The organism is Desulfoprunum benzoelyticum, assembly GCF_014201505.1.
Taxonomy (GTDB): Bacteria; Desulfobacterota; Desulfobulbia; order Desulfobulbales; family Desulfocapsaceae; genus Desulfoprunum; species Desulfoprunum benzoelyticum.
This window is the reverse complement of record NZ_JACHEO010000015.1, coordinates 72,419-94,571: the sequence shown is the minus strand read 5'-3', so window position 1 is coordinate 94,571 and position 22,153 is coordinate 72,419. Positions and strand designations below refer to the sequence as shown.

Annotated in this window: 19 protein-coding genes; 8 read left to right on the top strand and 11 right to left on the bottom strand. The window is 60.3% G+C overall.

Annotated elements, in window-relative coordinates; translation table 11 throughout:
- Window positions 1-80 precede the first annotated feature (80 nt).
- The 3 genes from HNQ81_RS12550 to HNQ81_RS12540 form a co-directional block, all read right to left on the bottom strand.
- The gene (locus HNQ81_RS12550; RefSeq protein WP_205240200.1) at window positions 81-1,142 is read right to left on the bottom strand and encodes a sigma 54-interacting transcriptional regulator; all 1,062 of its coding nucleotides are present in this window, start codon (window positions 1,140-1,142) and stop codon (window positions 81-83) included.
- Window positions 1,143-1,339: 197 nt separating this feature from the next.
- Window positions 1,340-1,768, bottom strand: coding sequence for a PGPGW domain-containing protein (locus tag HNQ81_RS12545; RefSeq protein ID WP_183351646.1), 429 nt, complete (start codon window positions 1,766-1,768; stop codon window positions 1,340-1,342).
- 58 nt (window positions 1,769-1,826) lie between these two features.
- Window positions 1,827-5,450, bottom strand: coding sequence for a DUF748 domain-containing protein (locus HNQ81_RS12540; RefSeq protein ID WP_183351645.1), 3,624 nt, complete (start codon window positions 5,448-5,450; stop codon window positions 1,827-1,829).
- A gap of 536 nt (window positions 5,451-5,986) precedes the next feature.
- On the opposite strand from HNQ81_RS12540, the gene cdaA reads away from it, so the two are divergent.
- The 3 genes from cdaA to glmM all read left to right on the top strand — a co-directional run bounded on the left by cdaA (window position 5,987) and on the right by glmM (window position 9,314).
- Window positions 5,987-6,778, top strand: a complete 792-nt coding sequence (gene cdaA, locus HNQ81_RS12535; RefSeq protein WP_183351644.1) for a diadenylate cyclase CdaA — start codon at window positions 5,987-5,989, stop codon at window positions 6,776-6,778.
- The gene (locus HNQ81_RS12530) at window positions 6,751-7,815 is read left to right on the top strand and encodes a CdaR family protein (RefSeq protein WP_183351643.1); all 1,065 of its coding nucleotides are present in this window, start codon (window positions 6,751-6,753) and stop codon (window positions 7,813-7,815) included. The genes cdaA and HNQ81_RS12530 overlap by 28 nt, the downstream gene beginning before the upstream one ends.
- 107 nt (window positions 7,816-7,922) lie before the next feature.
- Window positions 7,923-9,314 (top strand): phosphoglucosamine mutase, encoded by a 1,392-nt coding sequence (glmM, locus tag HNQ81_RS12525; RefSeq protein WP_183351642.1) that lies wholly within the window; start codon window positions 7,923-7,925, stop codon window positions 9,312-9,314.
- A 106-nt stretch (window positions 9,315-9,420) separates the two neighbouring features.
- On the opposite strand, the gene HNQ81_RS12520 is transcribed toward glmM, so the two are convergent.
- Both HNQ81_RS12520 and HNQ81_RS12515 read right to left on the bottom strand, forming a co-directional pair.
- The gene (locus HNQ81_RS12520; protein ID WP_183351641.1) at window positions 9,421-9,672 is read right to left on the bottom strand and encodes a glutaredoxin family protein; all 252 of its coding nucleotides are present in this window, start codon (window positions 9,670-9,672) and stop codon (window positions 9,421-9,423) included.
- Between the two features lie 150 nt (window positions 9,673-9,822).
- Entirely contained in the window at window positions 9,823-10,026 is a 204-nt protein-coding gene (locus HNQ81_RS12515; protein WP_183351640.1) for a hypothetical protein, read from the bottom strand.
- On the opposite strand from HNQ81_RS12515, the gene HNQ81_RS12510 reads away from it, so the two are divergent.
- Genes HNQ81_RS12510 through HNQ81_RS12500 form a run of 3 tightly spaced genes read left to right on the top strand, consistent with a single transcriptional unit; the run spans window position 10,025 to window position 14,755 of the window.
- Window positions 10,025-12,157: an acetate--CoA ligase family protein gene (locus tag HNQ81_RS12510; protein WP_183351639.1), complete on the top strand. Its 2,133-nt coding sequence runs from the start codon at window positions 10,025-10,027 to the stop codon at window positions 12,155-12,157. The genes HNQ81_RS12515 and HNQ81_RS12510 overlap by 2 nt on opposite strands.
- A 28-nt stretch (window positions 12,158-12,185) precedes the next feature.
- Window positions 12,186-14,063, top strand: a complete 1,878-nt coding sequence (locus HNQ81_RS12505; RefSeq protein ID WP_183351638.1) for a bifunctional acetyl-CoA hydrolase/transferase family protein/GNAT family N-acetyltransferase — start codon at window positions 12,186-12,188, stop codon at window positions 14,061-14,063.
- Window positions 14,064-14,107: 44 nt separating this feature from the next.
- Window positions 14,108-14,755 (top strand): YkgJ family cysteine cluster protein, encoded by a 648-nt coding sequence (locus HNQ81_RS12500; RefSeq protein ID WP_183351637.1) that lies wholly within the window; start codon window positions 14,108-14,110, stop codon window positions 14,753-14,755.
- 72 nt (window positions 14,756-14,827) lie between these two features.
- Here HNQ81_RS12500 and HNQ81_RS12495 read toward each other — a convergent pair whose 3' ends face one another.
- The gene (locus HNQ81_RS12495) at window positions 14,828-15,583 is read right to left on the bottom strand and encodes an ATP-binding protein (RefSeq protein ID WP_183351636.1); all 756 of its coding nucleotides are present in this window, start codon (window positions 15,581-15,583) and stop codon (window positions 14,828-14,830) included.
- Window positions 15,584-15,606: 23 nt separating this feature from the next.
- Between HNQ81_RS12495 and HNQ81_RS12490 the strand changes: the two genes are divergently transcribed.
- Window positions 15,607-15,843, top strand: coding sequence for a hypothetical protein (locus HNQ81_RS12490; RefSeq protein WP_183351635.1), 237 nt, complete (start codon window positions 15,607-15,609; stop codon window positions 15,841-15,843).
- 45 nt (window positions 15,844-15,888) lie between these two features.
- On the opposite strand, the gene HNQ81_RS12485 is transcribed toward HNQ81_RS12490, so the two are convergent.
- The 3 genes from HNQ81_RS12485 to HNQ81_RS12475 all read right to left on the bottom strand — a co-directional run bounded on the left by HNQ81_RS12485 (window position 15,889) and on the right by HNQ81_RS12475 (window position 19,357).
- A complete protein-coding gene (locus tag HNQ81_RS12485; RefSeq protein ID WP_183351634.1) occupies window positions 15,889-16,497 on the bottom strand; it encodes a poly-gamma-glutamate hydrolase family protein in 609 nt (202 codons plus the stop codon).
- Between the two features lie 219 nt (window positions 16,498-16,716).
- On the bottom strand, window positions 16,717-18,351 hold the full coding sequence (gene hcp / locus HNQ81_RS12480; RefSeq protein WP_183351633.1) for a hydroxylamine reductase: 1,635 nt from the start codon (window positions 18,349-18,351) through the stop codon (window positions 16,717-16,719).
- 205 nt (window positions 18,352-18,556) lie between these two features.
- Window positions 18,557-19,357 carry a class I SAM-dependent methyltransferase gene (locus HNQ81_RS12475; RefSeq protein ID WP_183351632.1) on the bottom strand — a complete coding sequence of 267 codons (801 nt, stop codon included), beginning with the start codon at window positions 19,355-19,357 and terminating at the stop codon, window positions 18,557-18,559.
- A 251-nt stretch (window positions 19,358-19,608) separates the two neighbouring features.
- On the opposite strand from HNQ81_RS12475, the gene HNQ81_RS12470 reads away from it, so the two are divergent.
- The gene (locus HNQ81_RS12470; RefSeq protein ID WP_183351631.1) at window positions 19,609-20,016 is read left to right on the top strand and encodes a desulfoferrodoxin family protein; all 408 of its coding nucleotides are present in this window, start codon (window positions 19,609-19,611) and stop codon (window positions 20,014-20,016) included.
- 58 nt (window positions 20,017-20,074) lie between these two features.
- On the opposite strand, the gene HNQ81_RS12465 is transcribed toward HNQ81_RS12470, so the two are convergent.
- Together HNQ81_RS12465 and HNQ81_RS12460 are read right to left on the bottom strand one after the other, a co-directional pair.
- Entirely contained in the window at window positions 20,075-21,235 is a 1,161-nt protein-coding gene (locus tag HNQ81_RS12465; protein WP_183351630.1) for an MBL fold metallo-hydrolase, read from the bottom strand.
- A 68-nt stretch (window positions 21,236-21,303) separates the two neighbouring features.
- A complete protein-coding gene (locus tag HNQ81_RS12460; RefSeq protein WP_183351629.1) occupies window positions 21,304-22,119 on the bottom strand; it encodes a rhodanese-like domain-containing protein in 816 nt (271 codons plus the stop codon).
- Between the last annotated feature and the right edge of the window lie 34 nt (window positions 22,120-22,153).

Sequence of the window (22,153 nt, the reverse complement as noted above, 5' to 3'; positions counted from 1 at the left end):
GGTTGTTCTGAGAGAGTACCTTACCATGGTTGGTAGGACAGATAGTGTCCCATCACGGATAAATCTGTCGAGGCTGAGTTTCAGTGGTAATCAGAAATATTTATGATATTGAGGCGATAATACAGATCGAGGCGGAACGTTCCCGCCTGGACGGCCTTTGCCAGGTCGGCGTTGGTGGCGGCGATGATCCGAACATCGACTTTTACCGGCGTATTTCCGCCAACCCGGATAAGTTCTCCGTCTTGCAGAACTCGGAGCATGGCAGACTGCATCCTCGAACTGATGTCGCCGATCTCGTCGAGAAAGATCGTTCCCCCGTCGACGACCTCGAATTTTCCTTTTCTCTTGTTGTCGGCGCCGGTGAATGCGCCCTTCTCGTAGCCGAAGAGATCGCTCTCGAGCAACGAATCGTTGATCGCGTTGCAGTTGATCTTGAGGAACGGTTTGTCACAGCGGTTGCTGGTTTCCCGGATCAGGTTGGCCACCAGTTCCTTGCCGGTCCCCGACTCGCCGGTGATGAGGATAGTGGCGTCCGACTTGGCAACCTGCGATACCATGTCGCGCAGCTCCCGCAAGGACTTGCTGCTGCCGACCATGGTCCCCTCCACCGGTTCCTTCTTCTCCAAGTGGTCCTTGAGGTGGTTCAGCTCCTGGGACAGCGATTGACGTATTCGTTCGCTTTCCTTCAGTTCGTTGATCTTGTCGGTCAGGATGGTCTCGATGCTCTTGTGAAAAAGGGAGAGTTCCTCGATATGGTTTTTTTCTTCGGTCAGGTCGTGGATGAAGAGCCAGGAAAGACGATCGCCGCGGTAACCGATGAACGGTGCGATGGCATACTGAACGTGGTGGCCGTTGATCTTCTCTTCGAGTTTTTCACCGGGTTTTTTCTGTGTCTGCCCCTTGCGGCTGAGAAGCAGGAGGGCGTTGATCGTCTCTTCGGCCGTGTATAAGCGATTGTTGGACTCCCCTTTGAGAAGATTTCCGAAAAAGAGGGTGGCGCTTGCATTCATGTATTCGATGGAATCGAACTCCTTGATGATCATGACCATCGACGGCATCACATCAAGGAGACTTTTCTGATTATGAATCAGACGTTCGATATCCTGACTGGTATCGTTCATTACGGCTTGATGTTCGTTCATAAGGATTGCTGCGGTCTAAATCCGAAAAAGAGAGGAGAGCATAATAGAACCATACTATACGAAAAAGTGGAAAAATCGGAGTTTATTTTCCACTTTTTCGAAAAAACGCAGCGTTGCCGCGGTACCGTCGAAGGGAGGCCGACCCCCCACCCACAGCGGTATGCGTCTGGGGGGTGAAGGTCTGCGGGCAGATCTTTTTACCTCTGCACATCTGACCGCCAGATAAATTTCGGATGACCCGTTTTCGTCCTGATCCAATCAAGGCTGTGCTGAACCGATGCTTTGGTCGTCAGGGCAAAGAGGAGGCGGTATTTGCCGGGGAACGACATCAGGGCGATCCCGAGAATGATCGTCAGGATGCCTTGCCCGGGCAGAAAGAGCATTGCGATTCCGGCGAGAAGGACGACGACGCCGGCAATGTTGCGAAGGACGAACCAGAGAGGGAAAAACAGACCGGAACCGGCTGAAAATGGGTGGCGAAAAGGGTGGGGGCGGACGAAATAATCAACCGGCAGCCTCGATATCAGCCAGGGGATCAACGCCAGGCTGATGAAAAAGGTCAACAGGGAGGTGATGCCGAGCCACCGCAGGGTGGTTTCGAAGGTGTCCCATTCCAGGCCGAACATAGGCGTCAGTACCGAAGCCGCGGGATGACCGCAGGGTTGCAAAGCGGGGGCTTGGTGCTCATTCCTTCCCGCCCCCCTGGTCGCCAGCGGCATTTTTCGGAGCGGCGATGGCGCGCAGCTCGAGCAGGGCGCGATTGCCGGGCGCGTCGCTGTCTGCGGTTACCCGTGGTTTCGTCGCTACGGTGATCCGGGGCGGGGCGAGGGAAAGTTGGTCGACCAGCAGCTTCTGCACCAGTTCCGCCCGTCTCCGGGCGAGATCTTTCAGCATGGAGTCCTGAAAGGCAACAGGGGCCGGCTTCAGGGGAACGAACGCGGGATAGTCGAGCATCAGGTCTTCCTCAATGAAATCCTGCGACGTGCTGGCCTCAGACCTGCGCCTGGCCAGTTCCTCGTCCCGCGCCTCCTGCCATGCCGCCTTTCTGCGTTCATTCTCCTCGGCAACACGTCGGGCTTCGCTGTCCTCGAGCTGGCGGTTGAGGGCATCGCCATCGACGATCCTGTCCGCCGCTCCGGTTATGCGGATGCCGACGAACGGATGGCTGCTGCAGAGAGCAGCGAAGCGGGCCAGAATTTTCCGCCCCTGCTCGGTCAATTCATAGCCTCCCGGCCGGAATTCTGCAAACTCGCTGCCGACCAGGTCGGCGAAGTCACTGCCGGCCAGCAGGATCGGAGAGACCTTGGCCTTGATGATCTGGCGCTGGAAGGTGGCCAGAGCGTCGTGGAGGACCGGGATGTTTTCCCCCGGGAGATCACGCTCACCCTTGATCTCGAGGACGACCTTGCCTTCGGTGTCGGTCAGGAAGGCCAGGGGCAGGGCGGCGTCGGCGTCGGCAGCAGTCTGCAGGTTGCTGAAAACAAATCGTGCATTCTCCGCCAGGCGGCCGTTGTTCCAGGTTGTCGAGCCGGTGGCCGAAAATGTGGCTTTGCGGCTATCGATGCCCAACTCGGGCGGCACGTACTTCGCGAAATCCGAGAGGCGCCAGTTGGAGGCCTGGAAGGCGGTCTCGCCGCCGGGGGTCTTCCCGAACAGATCAGCGGCGCCGGAGAGGGTAAAGGCCGTCTGGTCGAGATTGCCGGAAAATGAAAACCGGCCGGTTTCGCCGGCGCCCGACGAATGGATGTTCGTGATCGAGCCCTCGGTTATCAGGATGGTTGTCGACCAGGGGGGCGAGAGCCGGGTGTCGCGGTACGGGATCTTCCCGTTGGTGATGGTTATTTTCCCGATGTCGAGCTGCGATGTGGCGATTTTCCCCTTGTCGCCGCTCTGGACTGTTTTCTCCTCCGGCAGCATGTCCTGGAGAAAGGCGCCGAACTGCTGAGACGGGTGCGGCTTGTCTGGTGCCCGTTGCCAGTTCATGACCGGGGAATCGATATCCATTTGGGCGATACCGAGATGAAAAGGTCTTCTGGAGTAGGAAAGGCCCTGGATATCACACTGTTTCCAGGTCAGAAGGGGCTTGTCGGCATGTTTGAAGACCGCCTCATCGAATTTCAGTTCACCATTGAAGGATGCGTCCGGCAAGGTCAGCTGCCCTTTGCCGGCAAGGGTCGTCCGTGCTTCGGTCAACAGCGGCAGCGAAGAGAACCAGGGCAGCATTGTTTGTGCCTCGAGACCGGAAAATCCGGTGTCGAGGGTCGCCTGAAAAGGAGCCAGCCGAGCCGTCCCCCTAGCCTTGATGTTCCCCTTGCTGTTGATTGTGGCCGAAAACACCAGGTTGTCGCCGGTATTCTGCCGGTTGTCGAGGGATTTTGCCTGCAGCAGTACAGAGCTGAGCGCCAGCGGGGTCGAGGTCTTGCCGGCGACGGAGATCTTGCCGCTGTAGTCGATGGAATTCACGGTTATCTTGCCGTTCTGGGCGGCAAGAGCGGTGAAAGTGTCGGGGAATTCGCCGGCCTGGAGAGCGATAGAGCCGTTCTCAAGTCGCAGGTCGCCCAGGTTGACCTTGGCGCCGCTTCTCGAAAGGCCGGACAGTGTCAGTATCGGCGCCTGCAGCCACAGTTTGCCGCCGGCCACAAGTTTCAGGTCCTGCAAGGTGGTTTCTGTTTCCCAGAGGTCCACGGCCGGCCGCATTTCCTTCGCCTTTTCTCGTGATACCTTGAGCTTGCCCTGAAGGTTTGCTTTGCCGGACCGGACGGTTTCAGGGGGCATGCCGATCGTCGCCAGGAAGGTGGCGGCGGAGATGTTGTCAAGCTGGTACGGACCGTTCAAGGCACCGTCGCTCTCGATCGCGCCCTGCCAGGAAAAGGTTGTGTCGGAGGCCGTGTTTTCGCCGCTGACCTTGAAGCTCCCGCCGGACGTGCCATCGGCGGGAGGGGGGGTGTTCCAGCGGTAGTTCCTGACGGTCATCTGCAGGGAGGACCACGATTCGGGTTTGGCTTTTTCATCCCGGACAATGGCGACGGAACCGTCTTCGATCGCAAAGAGGTCGACTGTGGCCGAGATCGGGCGTGGTCCTCCGGCAGGCTGCTCGGTACTGTTGCCGCTGGTCGGCAGGAACGGGATGGTCAAGGCGACGATCTCTGTCTCCCGGCCTTGCATGCGTGGGGTGGTGAGGGACAACTTGCGGATATGGAGCCGCCGGTCGATCGGGGAAAAGGAACCTTCCAGGACGGCATTCGGGATGGTCGCTTCGAGAGGATACTCCTCGCCGGTGATTTCCATGTCGGCAACCCTGCCGGTGAAGTCGATCGAGAACCTGGCTTCCTGCTCCATCGTGCCGCGGGTGAAGGTGAGCTCAAGGCTGCCGTCGGCCTTGCCCTTCGTCAGGGCGATCGGTGCTGTAACCGGGAGGTAATTGAAGTACTGCGGCAGGTCCACGCCCTCGATCCTGCACGACAGTTTGGTTTCGCTTCCCGTGTCGTTGGCCTTTGCCGGGATCGAGGTCTGTCCGGTCAGTTCCACCTTGCTGCCGTTGATCACGGCGGAAAATTTGGGACGGATGTACTGACTGGTCTCGAATGGAAAATTGGACAGGGAGGGCAGGTCGAGTTCAATCTGTTCGACGGTGTGGGTCGTTGCCGCCGGGATATCCTGGAAGGTGACGCTGCTGTCTCTGATCGAGATGTTGTTCAGCGAAAACAGAAACGGCAGTTCGGCGAAACTGATGATGTCGGAAGACGTCCCGGTCCGGCCAACGGAAAAAAGATCCTTTATATTGTAACGATTGTCGTGGGAACGCACGATGTTCATCTCAATCCCCTTGATTGCCAGGGAGTTGCTGACGAGATCGTGTCGCAGCAGGGACAAGGGGGCAAGGTCGGCTTCGATACGCGATATCCGCAGCAGGTGCCGGTTGTCCTCGCTCGGGCGTGATGCCTGGAGTTGCAGATCCTGCAGCGAAAAATTGAATGTGAAGGGGTTGAACTTTATAGCCTTTATCGCCAGATCCATCCCTGTCCTGGCGTTGACCGTTTCCGGGAGGGATTTTTTGAGATAAAGAGGCACAAGCCAGAAGCCGCCGAGGGCATAGAGCAGCGGCAGGAGGAGGATGCCGGGGATCAGGACCTTGATCAGGCGTCCCGTGGATCCCGGGGTGGCCGGCCGGTCCTTTTTGCCGGGACGTTTTTTGTCTGGTACGCGTTTTTTGAGTCGCCGGTCGCTGCGCCCTTTTCCCGCTGTGGATGCAGGGGGACGTTCCGGTCCGGCAGGGGAAATGGAAATGTTGCCAAAATTGTCCGACATGAATGCGTGTGGTGGTAGGTACTGGTTGACTGACTGCTGGTCAGGTAGGTGTACGGGAAAACGTGATTTATGTGTCAGATTCGGCTGGGGATCCTCTTTTCTGGCGATTGAACTGCCGTTGCCCGGTGGAGCATGTGCCTGCGGGCACGGCGAGGGGCCGGCGGAAGAATGCAAAGAGTACAGGCAATACCGGGAGATGTCATGAAAAAAAATTCATAAGCAACGAAATGCAGACCTGCCGGTGGTTCCCCGCCCGCATCGGCCCGATCAATTTTCACTGCTCCGGGAACGAGCCTGGAATATTATTGGAACGATTTGATATTGCACTGGAACTTTGAATATCAGCTGTCAATGGGGCAGGTTGTGGACAAAAGAGTATTTCTTGTATCTTGAGAAGGGTGCTGGTAGGATTTAACACTTCAATGTGTCCTACGGATTGATAATGCGGACTTTCTCCTCAATCCCCGAGCTCAAGGGAAGTGAATCCTGCAGGGATGTGACAGGCTGAATGCACTAACGGATGGTGTCTCTTTACGATGATGGATCTTTTCAACTATTACCGCTGGCAGGATATCGTCGATATTCTCGTTGTCGCTTTTGTCATAAATCAGCTGATTTCCATCATTCGAGGAACCCGTTCGGTGCAGATGGCCCTTGGGCTGATCATTCTGTCCATCGTCTATTCCCTCGCCAAGGTTCTCGATCTGTCCACCCTCATGTGGCTGCTGCAGAATTTTCTCAGCTCCATCCTTCTGATCGTCATCATCGTCTTTCAGCAGGATATCCGCCGGGCCTTGACCCAGGTCGGCAAGACACCGTTCCAGAAGGACATGGATTTTGCCGACAAGGATCTCGATGAAATCATTCGCTCGGTGCAGTACCTGGCCAAGCGTCGGATCGGCGCCCTGATCGTCATTGAACGGGAGACCGGCCTGCGTGATTTTGTCGAATCCGGGATAGAACTCGACGCGAGACTGACCCGCGAACTGCTGATTTCGATTTTCATGCCGGTCTCGCCGCTCCATGACGGCGGCGTCATCGTCGGCAACGGCCGTATTCTGACGGCAGGCTGTATTCTCCCGCTGTCGCAGAATCCTTTTATCAATAAACGTTATGGAACGCGACACAGGGCGGCGATCGGGCTGAGTGAGGAGACTGATGCGGTGATCGTTGTCGTATCGGAGGAGACGCAGGAGATTTCGATTGTCAAAAACGGCGTCTTGACCACGCAACCTGACGAGATCAATCTGATAAACAGCCTCAGGGCCATATTCATCGAAAAGGAAGGGCCTTCCCATTCATGGAAAAGCTGGTTTTCAAAAAAATAGGCGGCTTGAAGGACAAGCTGCTGGATCCTCGCAGCTGGCAGCGCCTGCTGTCGAGAAGCTGGTTCCTCAAGGGACTGTCGCTGTGTATGGCCGTCATGCTCTGGTATTTTGTCGGCGGCAAGGACACCGTTGATAAAATCGTCATGGTTCCGATCGAAATCATCAATCTGCCCCGGGATCTGGTGATCTCCAGCCAGTTCAAGAAGGAGATGGAGGTGACGGTCAGCGGCCCGAGTTCACAGATCCACCGGTTGAGCAATCAGGCGGTCACCCGACAGATCGATCTGTCCACAGCCGGTCCCGGGACCATGGTGATCGAAAATTCTCCCGATTCGATTCCGGTTCCGCGCGGGATCAAGGTTCTGCGCGTGCAACCGGCGTCGCTCATCCTTTCCCTGGACAAGCTTGTCCAGAAACACTTTACGGTGATACCTTCGGTCAACGGCAAGGTAGCGACGGGACATGTGCTGAAAGGACTGAAGATGAACCCGGAGGTCATCACCATCACCGGTCCCGAGACCCTCCTGAACCAGGTTGACCAGCTCCATACCGCCGATATCAATGTCGACGGGATCTCCGAATCGCAGCAGCGCCAGGTCCCGCTCAATCTCAATCCGGCCCTTGTCGACCTCATCGGTAACACCCTGGTCACGGCGGATATCCGGATAGGACAGGAGACTGTCGAGAAAAAAATAAGGAATATTGAAGTTTTAGCAACCGTAGACGGCGATCGGCGAACGGTCGCGCCATCGGTGGTGACGATCACCGCCAGAATTCCCAAGACGATGTTGACCGGCAACGGCAACCTGAAGGAGAATTTCAGCGTCACCGCCACCGAGGTCGGCGGAGAAGGGAAGATGAAGGTCGTGGTCGTTCCGGTCGATGACGCGGGTGGTGACCTCACGGTCGTCGCCGTCGAACCGGAGTTTGTCACTCTCATCCCCGACAAGGACGATGACAAAAGACAACCGACACATCTCAACCAGTCAGAAAGCCAGCGAAAAATGAAGAAGGTGACGGATAACGGCAACGGATAGGGAGCAGCGCAGGTCAAGCTCTTCGCCGGCCGGCGCCGACCGATATCCCCGGAACCTTCGGGATCATCAATGATAATCGATAACTCTATGAGATTTATATAAAGACAATGAGAAAGCTTTTTGGCACGGACGGAATCCGGGGGGTGGCGAACACCTACCCGATGACGATTGAAACCGCGATGCAGGTCGGCAGGGCTATCGCCTATATCGTCAAGGAGAAGGGCAAGAGGCATCGGATCGTCATCGGCAAGGATACCCGGGTCTCCGGCTACATGATCGAGAACGCCCTCGCCGCCGGGATCTGCTCGATGGGGGTCGATGTCCTGCTGGTGGGCCCTCTGCCGACCCCGGGCATCGCCTTTATCACGACATCGATGCGGGCCGATGCCGGGGTGGTGATCTCGGCCTCACACAACCCCTTTCAGGATAACGGGATCAAGATCTTCTCCAGTGACGGCTTCAAGTTGCCGGACCAGGTCGAGGCCCATATCGAGGAGCTGATGCGCTCGGACAGGATGGCCGCCCTGCGTCCGGTCGCCGACGAGGTGGGCAAGGCGACGCGGATCGATGACGCCAGGGGGCGCTATATCGTCTTCCTGAAGAATACCTTTCCGAAAGACTATACCCTTGACGGCTTTCACGTCGTACTTGATTGCGCCAACGGCGCCACCTACGGTGTCGCTCCCTGGGTGTTCCGGGAACTCGGGGCGCAGGTTACGCCGCTGGCCATCACTCCCGACGGCAAGAACATCAACCACCAGTGCGGGGCCTTGCACCCGGGACTGATGGCCGCCAAGGTCAGGGAGGTCGGGGCCGACATCGGCCTGGCCCTCGATGGCGACGGCGACCGGTTGATCGTCGCCGACGAGCACGGGGAGATCGTCGACGGCGATCATATCATGGCCATCTGCGCCCAGGATCTGCTGAAGCGCAGGAAATTGAAGAAGAAGACCCTCGTGGCGACGATCATGTCCAACATGGGGCTCGAGGTAGCGATGGAGCGGATGGGGGGACGGATGGTCCGGACCGGGGTCGGCGACCGTTATGTTGTCGAATGCATGCGGCGCAAAGGCTTTTCCTTCGGCGGCGAACAGTCGGGCCACCTGGTGTTCCTCGATCATATCACGACCGGCGACGGCATCCTGGCGGCGCTGCAGCTGCTGGCGGTGATGGAGAAGCATCACAAGCCGTTGTCCGAGCTTTCCGGAATTATGGAAAATTTTCCGCAAATCCTGAAAAACGTCCGGACGGCCGGGAAAATCAGAGTCGATGCCATCCCGGGATTCCAGCAGCGGGTCGGGCAGCTCTCGGAACAACTCGGGGTCTCGGGGCGAATCCTGGTTCGGGCCTCGGGAACGGAACCGGTCATCAGAGTCATGGTCGAAGGGCAGGACGAAGGGGTGATCGGCGAGATGGCCGACGAACTGTGCGATCTGGTGCGCCGGCACGACAGGCGCAGTGACCTGGCCGGACCAGCGGACGCTCCCGGGCAGATTTGATCCGGATCCATCGGCCTGCAACGGCTCTTCGGCATCACGCCTGACGATCGGAAGGTGCATCGCCGCTGCGGCGGCCGCCCTCTGCCCCGGATTCGAAGATGGGAGTCTACAGGCAGCCGGTCTGCCGGAGGAAATCTTCGATCCGGTGGCGGTGAAGGTAGATCCCGCTCAGCACCGTGTCGCCGATCCGGATTGCCGGTATCATCGTGATCCCGTCGCGACCGGCGGCGATCGGGTCACGGAGGATCTCCCGGTCCTCGACGATCAGGTCGGGACGGTCATGGGTCAGATCGAGGAGGTGCTTTCTGGCCATATAACAGCGCGGGCAGAGCCGGGTGCGGTAGAAAATGATGGTCATAATTTGCTTGTCATTCAGGGGGCGGCCCCCTATAGTCGGAGAGTGGAACTACCCGGTGCTTCACGCCGCCGGTGAATAAAATCTGCCGTACCATACACCAGTGCGGGAGGTCTGTCCAATTGCCCTCGCGGCAGAGCATCCGGAAAAGCTTCACCCTGCATCACTTGCCAGATCGACCGGCAGCCGCTCTTTCGTCCCTGACTCCGGTGGGGCGAGGACCATCCGGTGATTGCCGGCCAGGTTGGAGTCGGCGATGCTATCGTCTTTCGCCGACGTCTTGTTCGTCGTCATGCACAGGCTGTTGCCGCATGCCGATGCCACGCTCATCAAACCATAACCAGGCCCGTCAACCATGAATGCATCCGAAAAAAAGCCGAAACGGCCCGGTGATCTGGAAAAACTGTTCGGTCCTGCATCCGTGGCGGTGATCGGGGCGTCGCGACATCCCGGCAAGGTCGGCCACGACGTCCTCGCCAACCTGGTCCATGGTGACTTTGGCGGCCGGTTGATCCCGGTCAACCCGGCGACCGACACCATCCTCGGCCTGCAGTGTTATCCAACGCTGACCGATTATGGCCGGGAGGTCGATCTGGCGATCATCGTCGTCCCGCAGCCGTCGGTGCTGGCGGTACTGGATGATGCGGTCAAGGCCCGGATCAAGGCGGCCATCGTCATTACCGCCGGATTCCGCGAAATCGGCAGCGCCGGGGCGGCCCTCGAGCAGCAGGTGGTTGAACTCTGCACCCGGCACGGGGTGCGACTGCTGGGACCGAACTGCCTCGGCATCATCAATACCGGGACCCGGCTCAACGCCTCGTTCGCCCCCCATATGCCTCAGGCCGGCGGCATCTCTATTTTTTCCCAATCCGGGGCGATCTGCACGGCGATGCTCGATCTCGCCACCAAGAAACACCTCGGCCTGGCCAAACTCGCCAGTGTCGGCAACAAGGCCGACATCACCGAGGTCGACCTGCTGACCTACCTCGCCCATGACGACGAGACCCAGATCATCCTCGGCTACCTCGAGGATATCAGTACCGGCGACAAGTTCGTCAAGGCGGCGGAGGAGGCCGCCTCGAACAAGCCGGTGATCATTCTCAAGGCCGGGACGACGGCCGCCGGCCTGCGGGCCGCCGCCTCTCACACCGGCGTCCTGGCCGGCGCCGACACGGCCTATGGCGCCGCCTTCAACAAGTCGGGAGTCGTGCGGGCCGATACCTTCGACGCCCTCTTCGACTATGCCCAGGCCCTGGCCCTGCAGCCGCTGCCCAAAGGCGACCGGGTGCTGATCATCACCAACGCCGGCGGTCCCGGGACCATCGCCGCCGACGCGGTGGAGAGGGCCGGGATGCGGGTAGCCACGCTCGCCGCCGGGACCTCGGTGCTGCTGCGCGAGCAGCTGCCGCGATTTGCCGCCGTCGACAATCCGATCGACGTCCTCGGCGACGCCGCCCCCGAACGCTACATCGCCGCGCTGCAGAGTGCCCAGAACGATCCCGAGGTCGATGCCATCCTCGTCATCCTCACCCCCCAGGTCATGACCAGACCGGCGGCGACGGCGATGGCCCTGGCGATGCACCTCGACGGCTCGAAGCCGGTGGTGGCCTCGTTCATGGGCGGGACCGACGTCATGCCGGGCCGCAGCCAGCTGACCGGGGCCGGCCTCCCCGACTACGACTCGCCGGAACGGGCGGTGGCGGCGTTGAAGGCGATGTACCACTATGCCCTGTGGAAGAACCGGCCGCCGCGGATGGTGACCCGGTTCCCGGTCAACTCGCGGCGAGTCGAACGGATCATCACCCGCCGCCAGCGTACCGGTCGCCTGCACCTCGACGAGGTCAAGGGCAAGGCGGTGCTGAACGCCTACGGCTTCAAGATCCCCAAGGGGGCGCTGGCCGCCGGTGCCGAGGAGGCGGTCGAGATCGCCGAACGGGTCGGTTTCCCGGTGGCGATGAAGATCGTCTCGCCCGACATCATCAACAAGAGCGATCTCGGCGGGGTCCAGCTCAATGTCGGCGACGGCGAGATGGTCGAGGACCTGTTCGAGATGATGATGCTGAAGATCGCCCGGAAGGTGCCGGCGGCCCGGATCGACGGGATCTATATCGAACAGATGATCGGCAAGGGGCTCGAGGTCATCATCGGCATGAATCGCGATCCCCAGTTCGGGCCGATGCTGATGTTCGGCCTCGGCGGCATCTTCGTCGAGGTCATGAAGGACGTCACCTTCCACCTGGCCCCGATCACCGAGGCCGAGGCGATCCAGATGCTGAAGTCGACCAAATCCTACGCCATGCTCGAGGGGCGACGGGGCAAGAAGGGCGTGGATATCGGCGCCATCGCCTCCGGGCTGCAGCGGATCAGCCAGCTGACGACTGATTTTCCGCAGATCCTCGAACTCGACATCAATCCGTTCATCGTCGGCGACATCGGTTCCGACCCGCTTGTCGCCGATGTCCACATGACCCTGGCCGCACTGAAGTAACGACCGCATCCGCGGGGAGGATTCGCTCATGGAATACGACGATAACTGGCAGACGCGCTACCAGGACATGATCGAAACGCCGAAGAAGGCCCTGGCCCATGTCAGGTCGGGGCATCGGGTCTTTGTCGGCACCGGCTGCGGTGAGCCGACGGTGCTGGTCGAGGCGATGACGAAGGAGGCCGTCAACCTCGCCGATGTCGAGATCGTCCAGCTCTTGACCAAGGGCGACGCCCCGTACATCGACAGCCGCTACGGCGAGTCCTTCAAGGTCAACTCCTTCTTCATCGGCCATAACGTCCGGGCCGCCTTCATGGAGGGCCGGGGCAACTACACCCCGATCCTGATGTCCGATATCCCGCGGCTCTTCGACTCCGGCCAGCTCCCCCTCGATGTCGCCCTGATCCAGGTGACGCCGCCCGATGCGCGCGGCAAGATGAGTCTCGGGGTCTCGGTCGACATCGTCAAGAGCGCGGCCGAAAACGCCTCGCTGGTCATCGCTCAGGTCAACCCGCAGATGCCCTGGACCCGCGGCGACAGCCTGATCGACATCTACGATCTCGATATCCTGGTGCCGGCCGACGTGCCGCTGCTCGGTCACGACTCCCGTCCCCTTTCCGAGACCGGGAGGCGGATCGTCCAGCTGGCCGCCGCCCTGGTGCCGGACGGGGCGACCCTCGAATTCGGCCTCGGCTGTGTTCCCGGCTGCGGCCGCATCACCCAGGCCGTCATCCCGCTGCTGAAAGAGAAACATGATCTCGGCATCCATACCGAGCTGATCACCGATGAGCTCATCGACCTGATCGCCAGCGGCGCGGTCACCGGGGCCAAGAAATCGACCGATATGGGCAAGATCGTCGCCGGCAGCTGCATGGGTTCGCGACGGCTTTACGACTACATCGACGACAATCCGCTGTTCTCCTTCCGTCCAACCCAGTACGTCAACGACTCCAACGTCATCGGTCGCCAGAACCTGATGGTCACCTTCAACATGGCGCTCGAGATCGACCTCACCGGCCAGGTCTGTTCCGATTCGGAACAGGGCAGCTTCTACTCCGGGATCGGCGGCCAGGTCGATTTCAATCGCGGCGCGGCGATCTCCAAGGGCGGCCGGCCGGTCCTGCTGATGCCGTCGACCACCGAAGACGGCAAATCACGGATCGTTTCCCGCCTCAGCTCCGGATCGGGGGTGGTGATCAGCCGCGGAACGGTGCATTACGTGGTGACCGAGCATGGAGTCGCCTACCTCCATGGCAAAACGGTGCAGGATCGGACCCTGGCCCTGATCTCGGTGGCCCATCCCGATTTCCGCGCCCAACTGCTGAAGGAGGCGATCGATGCCAAGTACATCCGCCAGGAGTTCGCCGAGGTCGAGGGCAAGTTCATTATCGCCAGCCAGGACTACATGAAGACCACCTGCCTGATGAAGAACGGCACCCAGATCTTTTTCCGCCCGGTCCATCCCACCGACGAACCGCGGATGCGCGATCTGCTCTACGACCTGTCGCAGGAAACGATCTATTACCGTTTCATGAGCCACCATCAACGCTTCGGTCAGCGGCAGGTCCAGAACTTTGTCTACGTCGACCACCGCAAGGATGTGGCCATTGTCGGCACCGTGCCGGCCGCCCACGGCGACGAGTTTGTCGCCGTCGGCCGGTACTTCCTCGACGAGCGGAGCAATCGGGCCGAGGTCGCCTTCGTCATCCGTGACGAATGGCAGAATCTCGGCGTCGGCAAGTTCCTCTTCAAACATCTCCAGCATATTGCGATGGCCAGCGGCATCAGCGGCTTCACCGCCGAGGTCCTGCGCAACAACAAGCGGATGCAGGCGATTTTCAACAACTCCGGGCTGAAGGTCAAGACCTCGATCGAAGAGGATGTCTATAGTTATATCATGGACTTCTGAACTGGGGGACGGGCGGTTGTGCCTATTTTTTCACCATGACAACGATGACGACAGGCATCTGCCAACGCTGCGGCTCCTGCTGCCTCCAGGGCGGTCCGGCCCTGCACCGGACTGATCTGCCCCTGATCAAAAAGGGCCGCATCCCGCTTGATCGGTTGATCACCATCCGCAAGGGGGAACTGGCCGACAACCCGGTGGCCGGCGGGGTCCAGGCGACCCGGGTGGAGCTGGTGAAGATCGCCGGCAGCGGCCGGGACTGGCGCTGCTGCTACTACGACGAGGCGGCGGGGTGCCTGATCTACGCTCATCGACCGCAGGCCTGCAAGGTATTGAAATGCTGGGATACGACGGCCATCCTGGCTCTGGTCGAAACCGATGTTCTCAGCCGGCTCGACATCGTTGCCGTCGACGATCCGCTGCGACCGCTGATCATGGAGCATGAGCGGGAGTGCCCCTGCCCCGATCTGGAGCTCCTGGAGCGGGGGGCGGCATCGGTGACGGCGGCGGAACGGGCGGCATTGCAGGCCCTGGTGGCCCGGGATCTGGCCTTCCGCGAGGAGGCGGTGCGGCGCTTGGGTCTGTCCCTCGGCCTCGAACTGTTCGCCTTCGGCCGCCCGATCTTCCAGCTGCTGCAGCCGTTCGGCATCCGGGTCGCCATGACCGCCGCCGGCCCGGTCCTGCAATGGCCGTAAACAAAAAAGGACGGCCCCGCCTGGCGGAACCGTCCCATTCTTTTCTTCCTGATATGCCGGCGGCAGCCGGTGCTACCAGCGTTTCCGTGCCAGTTCCTCGCCGCGCACCGAGATGGTGATCTGGTCGACCGGCAGGTCGACGCCGGAAAGATCGCGGGCCTTTTTGATGATGACGTTCATCGCCGAGCAGCAGGGGACCTCCATGATCAGCACCGTCAGGCTCTTGAGCCGGCAGGAGGCGATGATCTCGGCGAAGCGCTGGACGTAGCTGTCGGCGTCGTCGAACTTCGGACAGCCCATCAGCACGGCCTTGCCCTGGAGATACTTCTCCTGAAAATTGCGCGCGGCGATCGCGGTACAGTCGGCGGCGACGAGCAGGTCGGCATTCTGCAGAAACGGGGCCTGCGGCGGGACCAGGCGGATCTGGATCGGCCAGTGACCGAGCATCGAGGCCGCCTCCGCCCCCGTCGCCTGATGGCTCGCCGGGATATTGGCCTGTTGACATGCCGACATCGGTTGCAGCGTCTGGATATGGCTGGAGGCGCAGCCGCAATCCATGGCCGGGGCGGCAGCCTTCTTCTTCTCCGCCTCGAGGTACTGCTCGACCGCTTCCTCATCGAATTCTTCCGCTTCCCGCTCGACGATCTTCAGCGCTCCGGTGGGGCAGGAGCCGAGACAGGCGCCGAGCCCGTCGCAGAATTTATCGGCCACCAGCCGGGCCTTGCCGTCGATGATTTTCAGGGAGCCTTCGGCACAGTCGGGGACACACTGGCCGCAGCCGTCGCACAGTTCTTCGTCGATCTCAATGATTTTACGCAAAGTCTTCATATGTGTTCTCCAAGGGAAAGGGGTTGGTCGATGTTGCCGTTGTATGGCTCCAGTATAACCGAAGAGCGCCGATAGTCTTTGACCTGGGTCAAATGGCGCAATTTTTTATTGCAGGCGGTGGTGATTTTTTGCATGTCCGGAAGAGATCCTTGGCGGCGACGGGCGCGTTGGCGAAATCCGGCCGCTCAGCCGATGCAACCGTTTCTGTTTACAACATTACGATCATAGTGGAAAAGAGCAAGGCGGCTGCGACCGGTTGACGATGCCGGGGATGATTTCCAGCTGTCGCCGCGGGGGAACGGGAGTCAGCGGGAGAGGGACAGAACCGTCCTGATCGATGCAACGAAGGCGCCGAAGATGGGGGTCCGCTTTCGCAATGGACGATGGCAAAGGTGTGCAAACATTTTTTCCCGCAGGCCCCGGGCGATCTCCAACTGCACCCCCTCGCCGCTGGTGCCGTGGTTGCAGATATTGGCGGGATCCTGGCCGCGCAGACCTGCCGATTCGCTGATCTCGGCAGTGAAGCCGGCTGAACGCAACGCCTCCAGCAGCCTCTGCTTCAACTCCCGATGCCTGCCGCCGATCAGGATCGTGTCGCCGCGGTCGCGGCTGCCATGGATGGAAATGACGATGGCGGCGTTGCCGGCGATCGTCAGGCCGACAGGTTCATCAAAACGGTTGCTGGTCAGGTGCAGGACCGTGTTGCCTGACTTTTTGGTGCCCTTGAAGGCGTAAAAGGAAAATTCGCTGCCGGCCAGGGCATCGGCGATGTCCACCGTTCCGGGCTCTATCCCGCCGCCATGGGGGGCAATAATCGCGAAGCGGGAATTACGCTGGCGAAACAGGATCGTAAAGTCTACGCCATCCTGTTCATTTCGGGACAATTCAGCGAAACTGGAATAGGTGTCCATCATGTTGAGGTTGATGCTCCCGGAGCCTTGACGGCTGAACCGGTAATCCGGGACAGGCCCGGGTGGCCCAGCCGGGATGAAGCTTCTCCAAAGACACAGCCCGGTTCTGTTCGTCGTGAACAGGACCAGGCTGTCGCAGCGAAGGCGGGAGCGGTTTCTGCCCCCGCCTTCGGATCGCCACTCACGTGCAATCCATGGCTGCACCCGTTGCCGCGGCAGGGATCAACCGAGGATTGCCTGCAGGTCTTCGGCCGGGGTGGCGGCGATCGGTTTCACCGCGAAGTTCTCGACCAGGACGTTGAGCACGTTCGGGGTGATGAAGGCCGGCAGCGACGGTCCGAGGCGGATGTCCTTGATGCCGAGGCTGAACAGGGTCAGCAGGATGACCACCGCCTTCTGCTCGTACCACGAGAGAATCATCGACAGCGGCAGGTCGTTGACCCCGCAGTTGAAGGCTCCGGCCAGGGCGACGGCGATCTGGATCGCCGAATAGGCGTCGTTGCACTGGCCGACATCGAGCAGGCGGGGGATGCCGCCGATGTCGCCGAGCTGTTTGTCGAAGAAGCGGAACTTGCCGCAGGCCAGCGTCAGGACCATGCAGTCCTGCGGTACCTGCTCGACGAACTCGGTGTAGTAATTGCGGCCCGGCTTGGCCCCGTCGCAACCGCCGACCAGGAAGAAGTGGCGGATGGCCTTGCTCTTGACGGCATCGATGACCTTGTCGGCCACACCGAGGACGGTGTTGCGGGCGAAACCGGTCAGTACCGTTCCGCGGTCGACATCTTCGGCAAAACCCGGCAAGGCCAGGGCGCGGTTGATCACCGGGGTGAAATCCTTGTCCGCGCCGACATGGGCGACATCCGGCCAGCCGACCAGGCCGGTGGTGAAGACGTTGGCCTTGTAGGAATCGTGCGGCTTCTGGATGCAGTTGGTGGTGAAGAGGATGGCGCCGGGGAAGTTCGGCAGTTCCTTCTGCTGGTTCTGCCAGGCGGTGCCGTAGTGGCCGAAGAAGTGCGGGTACTTCTTCAATTCCGGATAGGCGTGGGTCGGCAGCATCTCGCCGTGGGTGTAGATGTTGATGCCCTTGCCCTCGGTCTGCTTGAGCAGCATGTCGAGATCCTTGAGATCGTGGCCGGAGACCAGGATCGCCTTGCCCTTTTTCTGGCCGAGCGGGACCGGGGTCGGTACCGGGTGGCCGTAGGTGCCGGTGTTGCCGGCGTCAAGCAGTTCCATCGCCTTGAGGTTGACCTCGCCGCATTTCAGGGCCAGTCCCACCAGGGTTTCGAGGCTGAGATCGGTGCGGGTCAGGTCGGCAAGGGCCTGATGGATGAAGGCGTAGACGGTATCGTCCTCCTGGCCGAGGATCGCCGCATGGTCGGCATAGGCGGCGAGGCCGCGCAGGCCGTAGACGGTGATCTGTTTCAGCGAGCGCAGATCGGGGTTGGGGTCGAGGGTGTTGATGAAATCGAGTTGTTCGCCCTGGGCGATCAGCCCCTCGAGGGTGCCTGCCGGGACAAAGGAAGCGGCGGCGGCCGCAAAATCGACCTTGCCACCGGCGGCGGCAACCTTTTTCTTCAGCTCTTCGCGGAGTTGAACGGCAGAGTTGATCCAGTTCTGGAACCGGAGTGGATCGAAGTCGACGTTGGTCAGGCAGGCAAACGTCGCCTCGGCGGTGAAACGGTTGATGGCCTGATCGACAATGCCGACCTTGCGGCCTTCGACGGCAACGAGCGAGAGGCCCTGCAGAGCGTAGGTGAGCAGGTCCTGAAGCCCAGCGACCTCGTTGGTCTTGCCGCATACGCCGATCTTGGTGCAGCCGGTTCCTTGAGCAGTCTGTTCGCACTGATTACAAAACATGGTATCCTCCTGGATGGTGTTGTGTATCCTTGATGGGTTATCCTCATGGATACGCTTTTTAGGTGCTGCTTGTCAAATTGATGCCGGTCCGTTGTTTGATGCTTTCCGTTTGTTGTTGAGGATGATCCTACAGGAAGTTTGTTGCCTTCTCCTTGATCTAGGTCAAGAGAAGCGTTTTTTTTTCGAAAAACGGCAGGACAGGATTTCAAATGCGGTCGGCGGTCACCAGCAGAATGCTGCCGGTTCCGGAAAAAAAAGGTGACAGGTCGTAATCGCCGAAGCTTCGGCTGACGGAGAATCCCGAACCGGCGAGGACGGCGAGCCATTCATCCGCCGGCCAGGCACGGAGTCGCATCTGCCGCGCGAAGTCCTCGTTGGCGGCGCCGTCGCCGCTGGCTGGGCGCAGCCGATAGCGTTCTTCGAGGCTCAGGACATGGAGCTCGGGATCGTAGGTGCGGAGGATCTCCTTGACGATGCGGCCGAACTGCGGGTCGTCGAAGATCTGGAATTGGAAGATTTTCCTCCCTGGTTGCCGGAGCAGCTGTTGTCCCGGGACGAAGAGCTGCAGCAGCAGGCGGCCATGGTCCTTCAGCGCGGCGCGGCATCCGGCGAGGCAGGCGTGGATGTCGTCGGGGGCGACGAGGAGATTGAGGCTGTTGTAGGCAATGATGACGGCATCGAAGCGGGTGCGGAAGGCGAGCTGCCGCATGTCCATCGCCGCCAGCCGGCAGTTCGGCCCCTCTGCCTCGCGAGCCTGGCGCAGCATCGGCAGGGAAATGTCGATCCCGGTTACCCGTCGGTCGCAGGATGCCAGCGCCCGGCCGATCCGGCAGGCGCCGCAGGCGACTTCGAGAACATCGCCGACCGCTGGCAGGTGGGCCCGATAGAAACCGAAATCATCGGCAAAATCCGCCATCTCCACTGCATACAGTCGGCTGTGGAGTGCATCGGAGAGGGGGCGAAAGATCACCTCCGGCTCATCGCTGTAATCTTCGTAGATTCGCATAGGGGTCGTATGTACAGGCTTGCTTGCGCCGCTCAGTGCACGGCAGGAAGAATTTTTTGCACCTTTGAACGGCAGGCAAGGATGTTGTGGTGCAGGTCGAGAGCGACCATCGCCGCAGTATACCTTCTCTTTGGGCCCAAAGACTTTTCATTTCGACAAATGAAGGTATAATACCCAGTTATTTTTGGGCAGGGGGCTGCCATTTACAACCAACCTTTACCGTAGATAGAGTAATTGCAGGGAGAGAGAACATGCCGGATAGAAGGACATTTCTGAAGAGTTCCTTCGCCGCGGCCGCGGCTGCCTTGATGGGGACGGGATCGGCTGAGGCTGCCGATTCATCGTTGCTGGGGAGTGTCGTCTACACCGCCGAGCATCCCGGCAAGTGGACGCAGAAGGAAGGCAGCCATGCGCCGGTGATCACCGTCGAAGGCAATACGGTGAAGGTGCAGACCAACCACCCGATGACGGAGAAGCATTTTGTCGTCCGCCACACCCTGGTGCTGGCGGACGGCGTCGTTCAGGGCAGCAGGACCTTCAACGCCGGAGATCCGGAGGCCGTATCCACCTATGAACTCCCGGAGGGGTATACCGGGGTTGTCATCGCCACCAGTTTCTGCAATCTGCACGATTTGTGGTTGACCGAAACCAGGATCTGATCCTCTTTCCCTGTTCTCCGTGCGGGGGACAGGGAAAGGGACCGTCTGCAGTCACCGGTTAGTTTCCCGCCTTGCTCGCGGCATGGGCCTCCGCGGCGCACTCGTTCTTGCCCAGATCGAGTTCCTCCGCCCGTTCGTCATCGACTTCTTCGAGATTGGCATTAATTCGCCTGATTGCGGCGTATTCGTCGGGCTGCTTGCGCATGTTGGCCTTGATGAAGGCAAGGAAGGCAGCACTGTCGGTGATGGCGTGGATGTCGCTGTTGTACTCCCGGGTCCTGGCCAGTGTCGCGGTAAATGTCAGGTTGCCGTCGGCTTCGTCCCAGCTCATGAAATGAGCCGGCAGGACGATCATGCCGTCGTCGAGGGCCCACATCATCTTCAGAGTCCGGAAAAGGGCTACGGACCACTCGTCGACCTTGCCGCCGAGGTCGGGGCGGCCGATCGAATGGATGAAGATCGAGTCGCCGGAGATCAGGTACTGTTCATTGACGATGAAGCTGGTGCTGCCGGGGGTATGGCCGGGGGTGAACAGGACCTTGACGGTTGGCCCTCCGGCCTGGGAGAAGGAGTGGATCCCGCCGTCCTGCAGGGCGCTGTAGCTCAGCTTGGCATGGGCGAAATCACTGGCATTGGCGTAGAACCTGGCGCCGGTGGCGGCGGCGAGGAGGCGACTGCCGGCAATGTAGTCGGCCTGGAGATGGGTTTCGAAGGTGGCGACCAGCCGGCAGCCGTGTGCGGCGGCGAAGTCGAGGTAGAACCTGACGTTGCGCGAGGGGTCGAACAGCATCAGTTCGTCCTTGTAGATCAGGCCGTAGCTGCACGAGGCCTTGCCGGGGCGGATGAACTGGTACAGCGAGAATCCGGCGCCGGGGTTGAGCCGGACCGGGACGAGCAGGTTGCCCCAGCTCTTGATCCCTCCCTCGAGGTAGCCGACATCGGTGAAACCATGGCGGTCGAAGATCTCGGCGACAAATCTGGCCGAGCTTTCCTTGGCGCAGACGATCCTGATTCGGCTTCCCTGCGGAACCCTGGCGACACTTCCGTCCTCGTCTTCGATGAAATCGAAATAGGGGATGTTGTGCATCTCGAACGGGAACGGTGATTCGAGGTGAAATTTGCCGAAATCGATGGTGTTACGGACATCGATGACGACGATGTCCTCCTTGCCGGTGATCCAGGAATACAGCTCCGCGGCCGTATAGGTGAAAAGACTCATTGACGCTCCTTGATGTAAAATGCCGAAGTGTGATCGACCGCGCTGGCGGTCCATGGTCGATGTTTGTCTCAGGTCAGCAGCTTGTCAAGCTCTCTGGCCAATCTGTTCAGATGATGCCGTTCCTCGCCGGCCATGTCGAGGAAGAAGTTCCGCAGTCCGGGATTGTCCTGGCGGCGGGCCAGACGGCTGTAGAGATCGAGTGCCTGGGCCTCGAACATCATCGCCAGCTGGACAAGGGATTGCAGATCGGTGAAGGAGGTGCGGAAAGCCTCGATGATGTCGGCGGTCTGCATCCCCCCCTCGATCACCCCGGTCGGCATCGTGGCTGCCGGGTCGGTTTCGGCCAGGCCGTGCCTCTCCCTCAACCGGGTGATATGGCCGTCCTCGAGCCGGGCCATGGCGACGAGGAAGTTCCGGCTCTCCGGATCCACGGTCTGGGCGGCGGCGGCGAGGTAAAACTCCTTGAGACCGGCCTCCATGCTGCAGGCCATGGCGGCGGCAGAGGGGAAGTCGCCCCTGACAAAGAACTCGAGTCCCTCGGTTTCCTCGCCGGCAGCACGATTCCCCTGCCATTGCAGCATTCCGCCTCGCAGGTTGAGGACTCTGGCAATGCCGGCCTGGCCAAGGATCTGGCAGGCGGCGGCGCTGCGGTGGCCACTGCGACAGTAGACGATGGTGTTCCTGGCGGGATCGATCTCGCCCAGCCGCTGCGGCAGTTCATTGAGGGGGATGAGGACAGCGCCGGGGATGTGGGCATCCCGGTATTCCTTGGGCTGGCGGACATCGATGAGCTGGAGGTCGTGCGGCGGCAGATTGCCGATGTACTCGTGGGCCTCTTCTGCGGTGATTTCCCTGCCATGGTCGAAAAGTGACTGCCAGTTCATCGGGTTTTCCATTGTGGGTTGGGTTGTCTGGGTG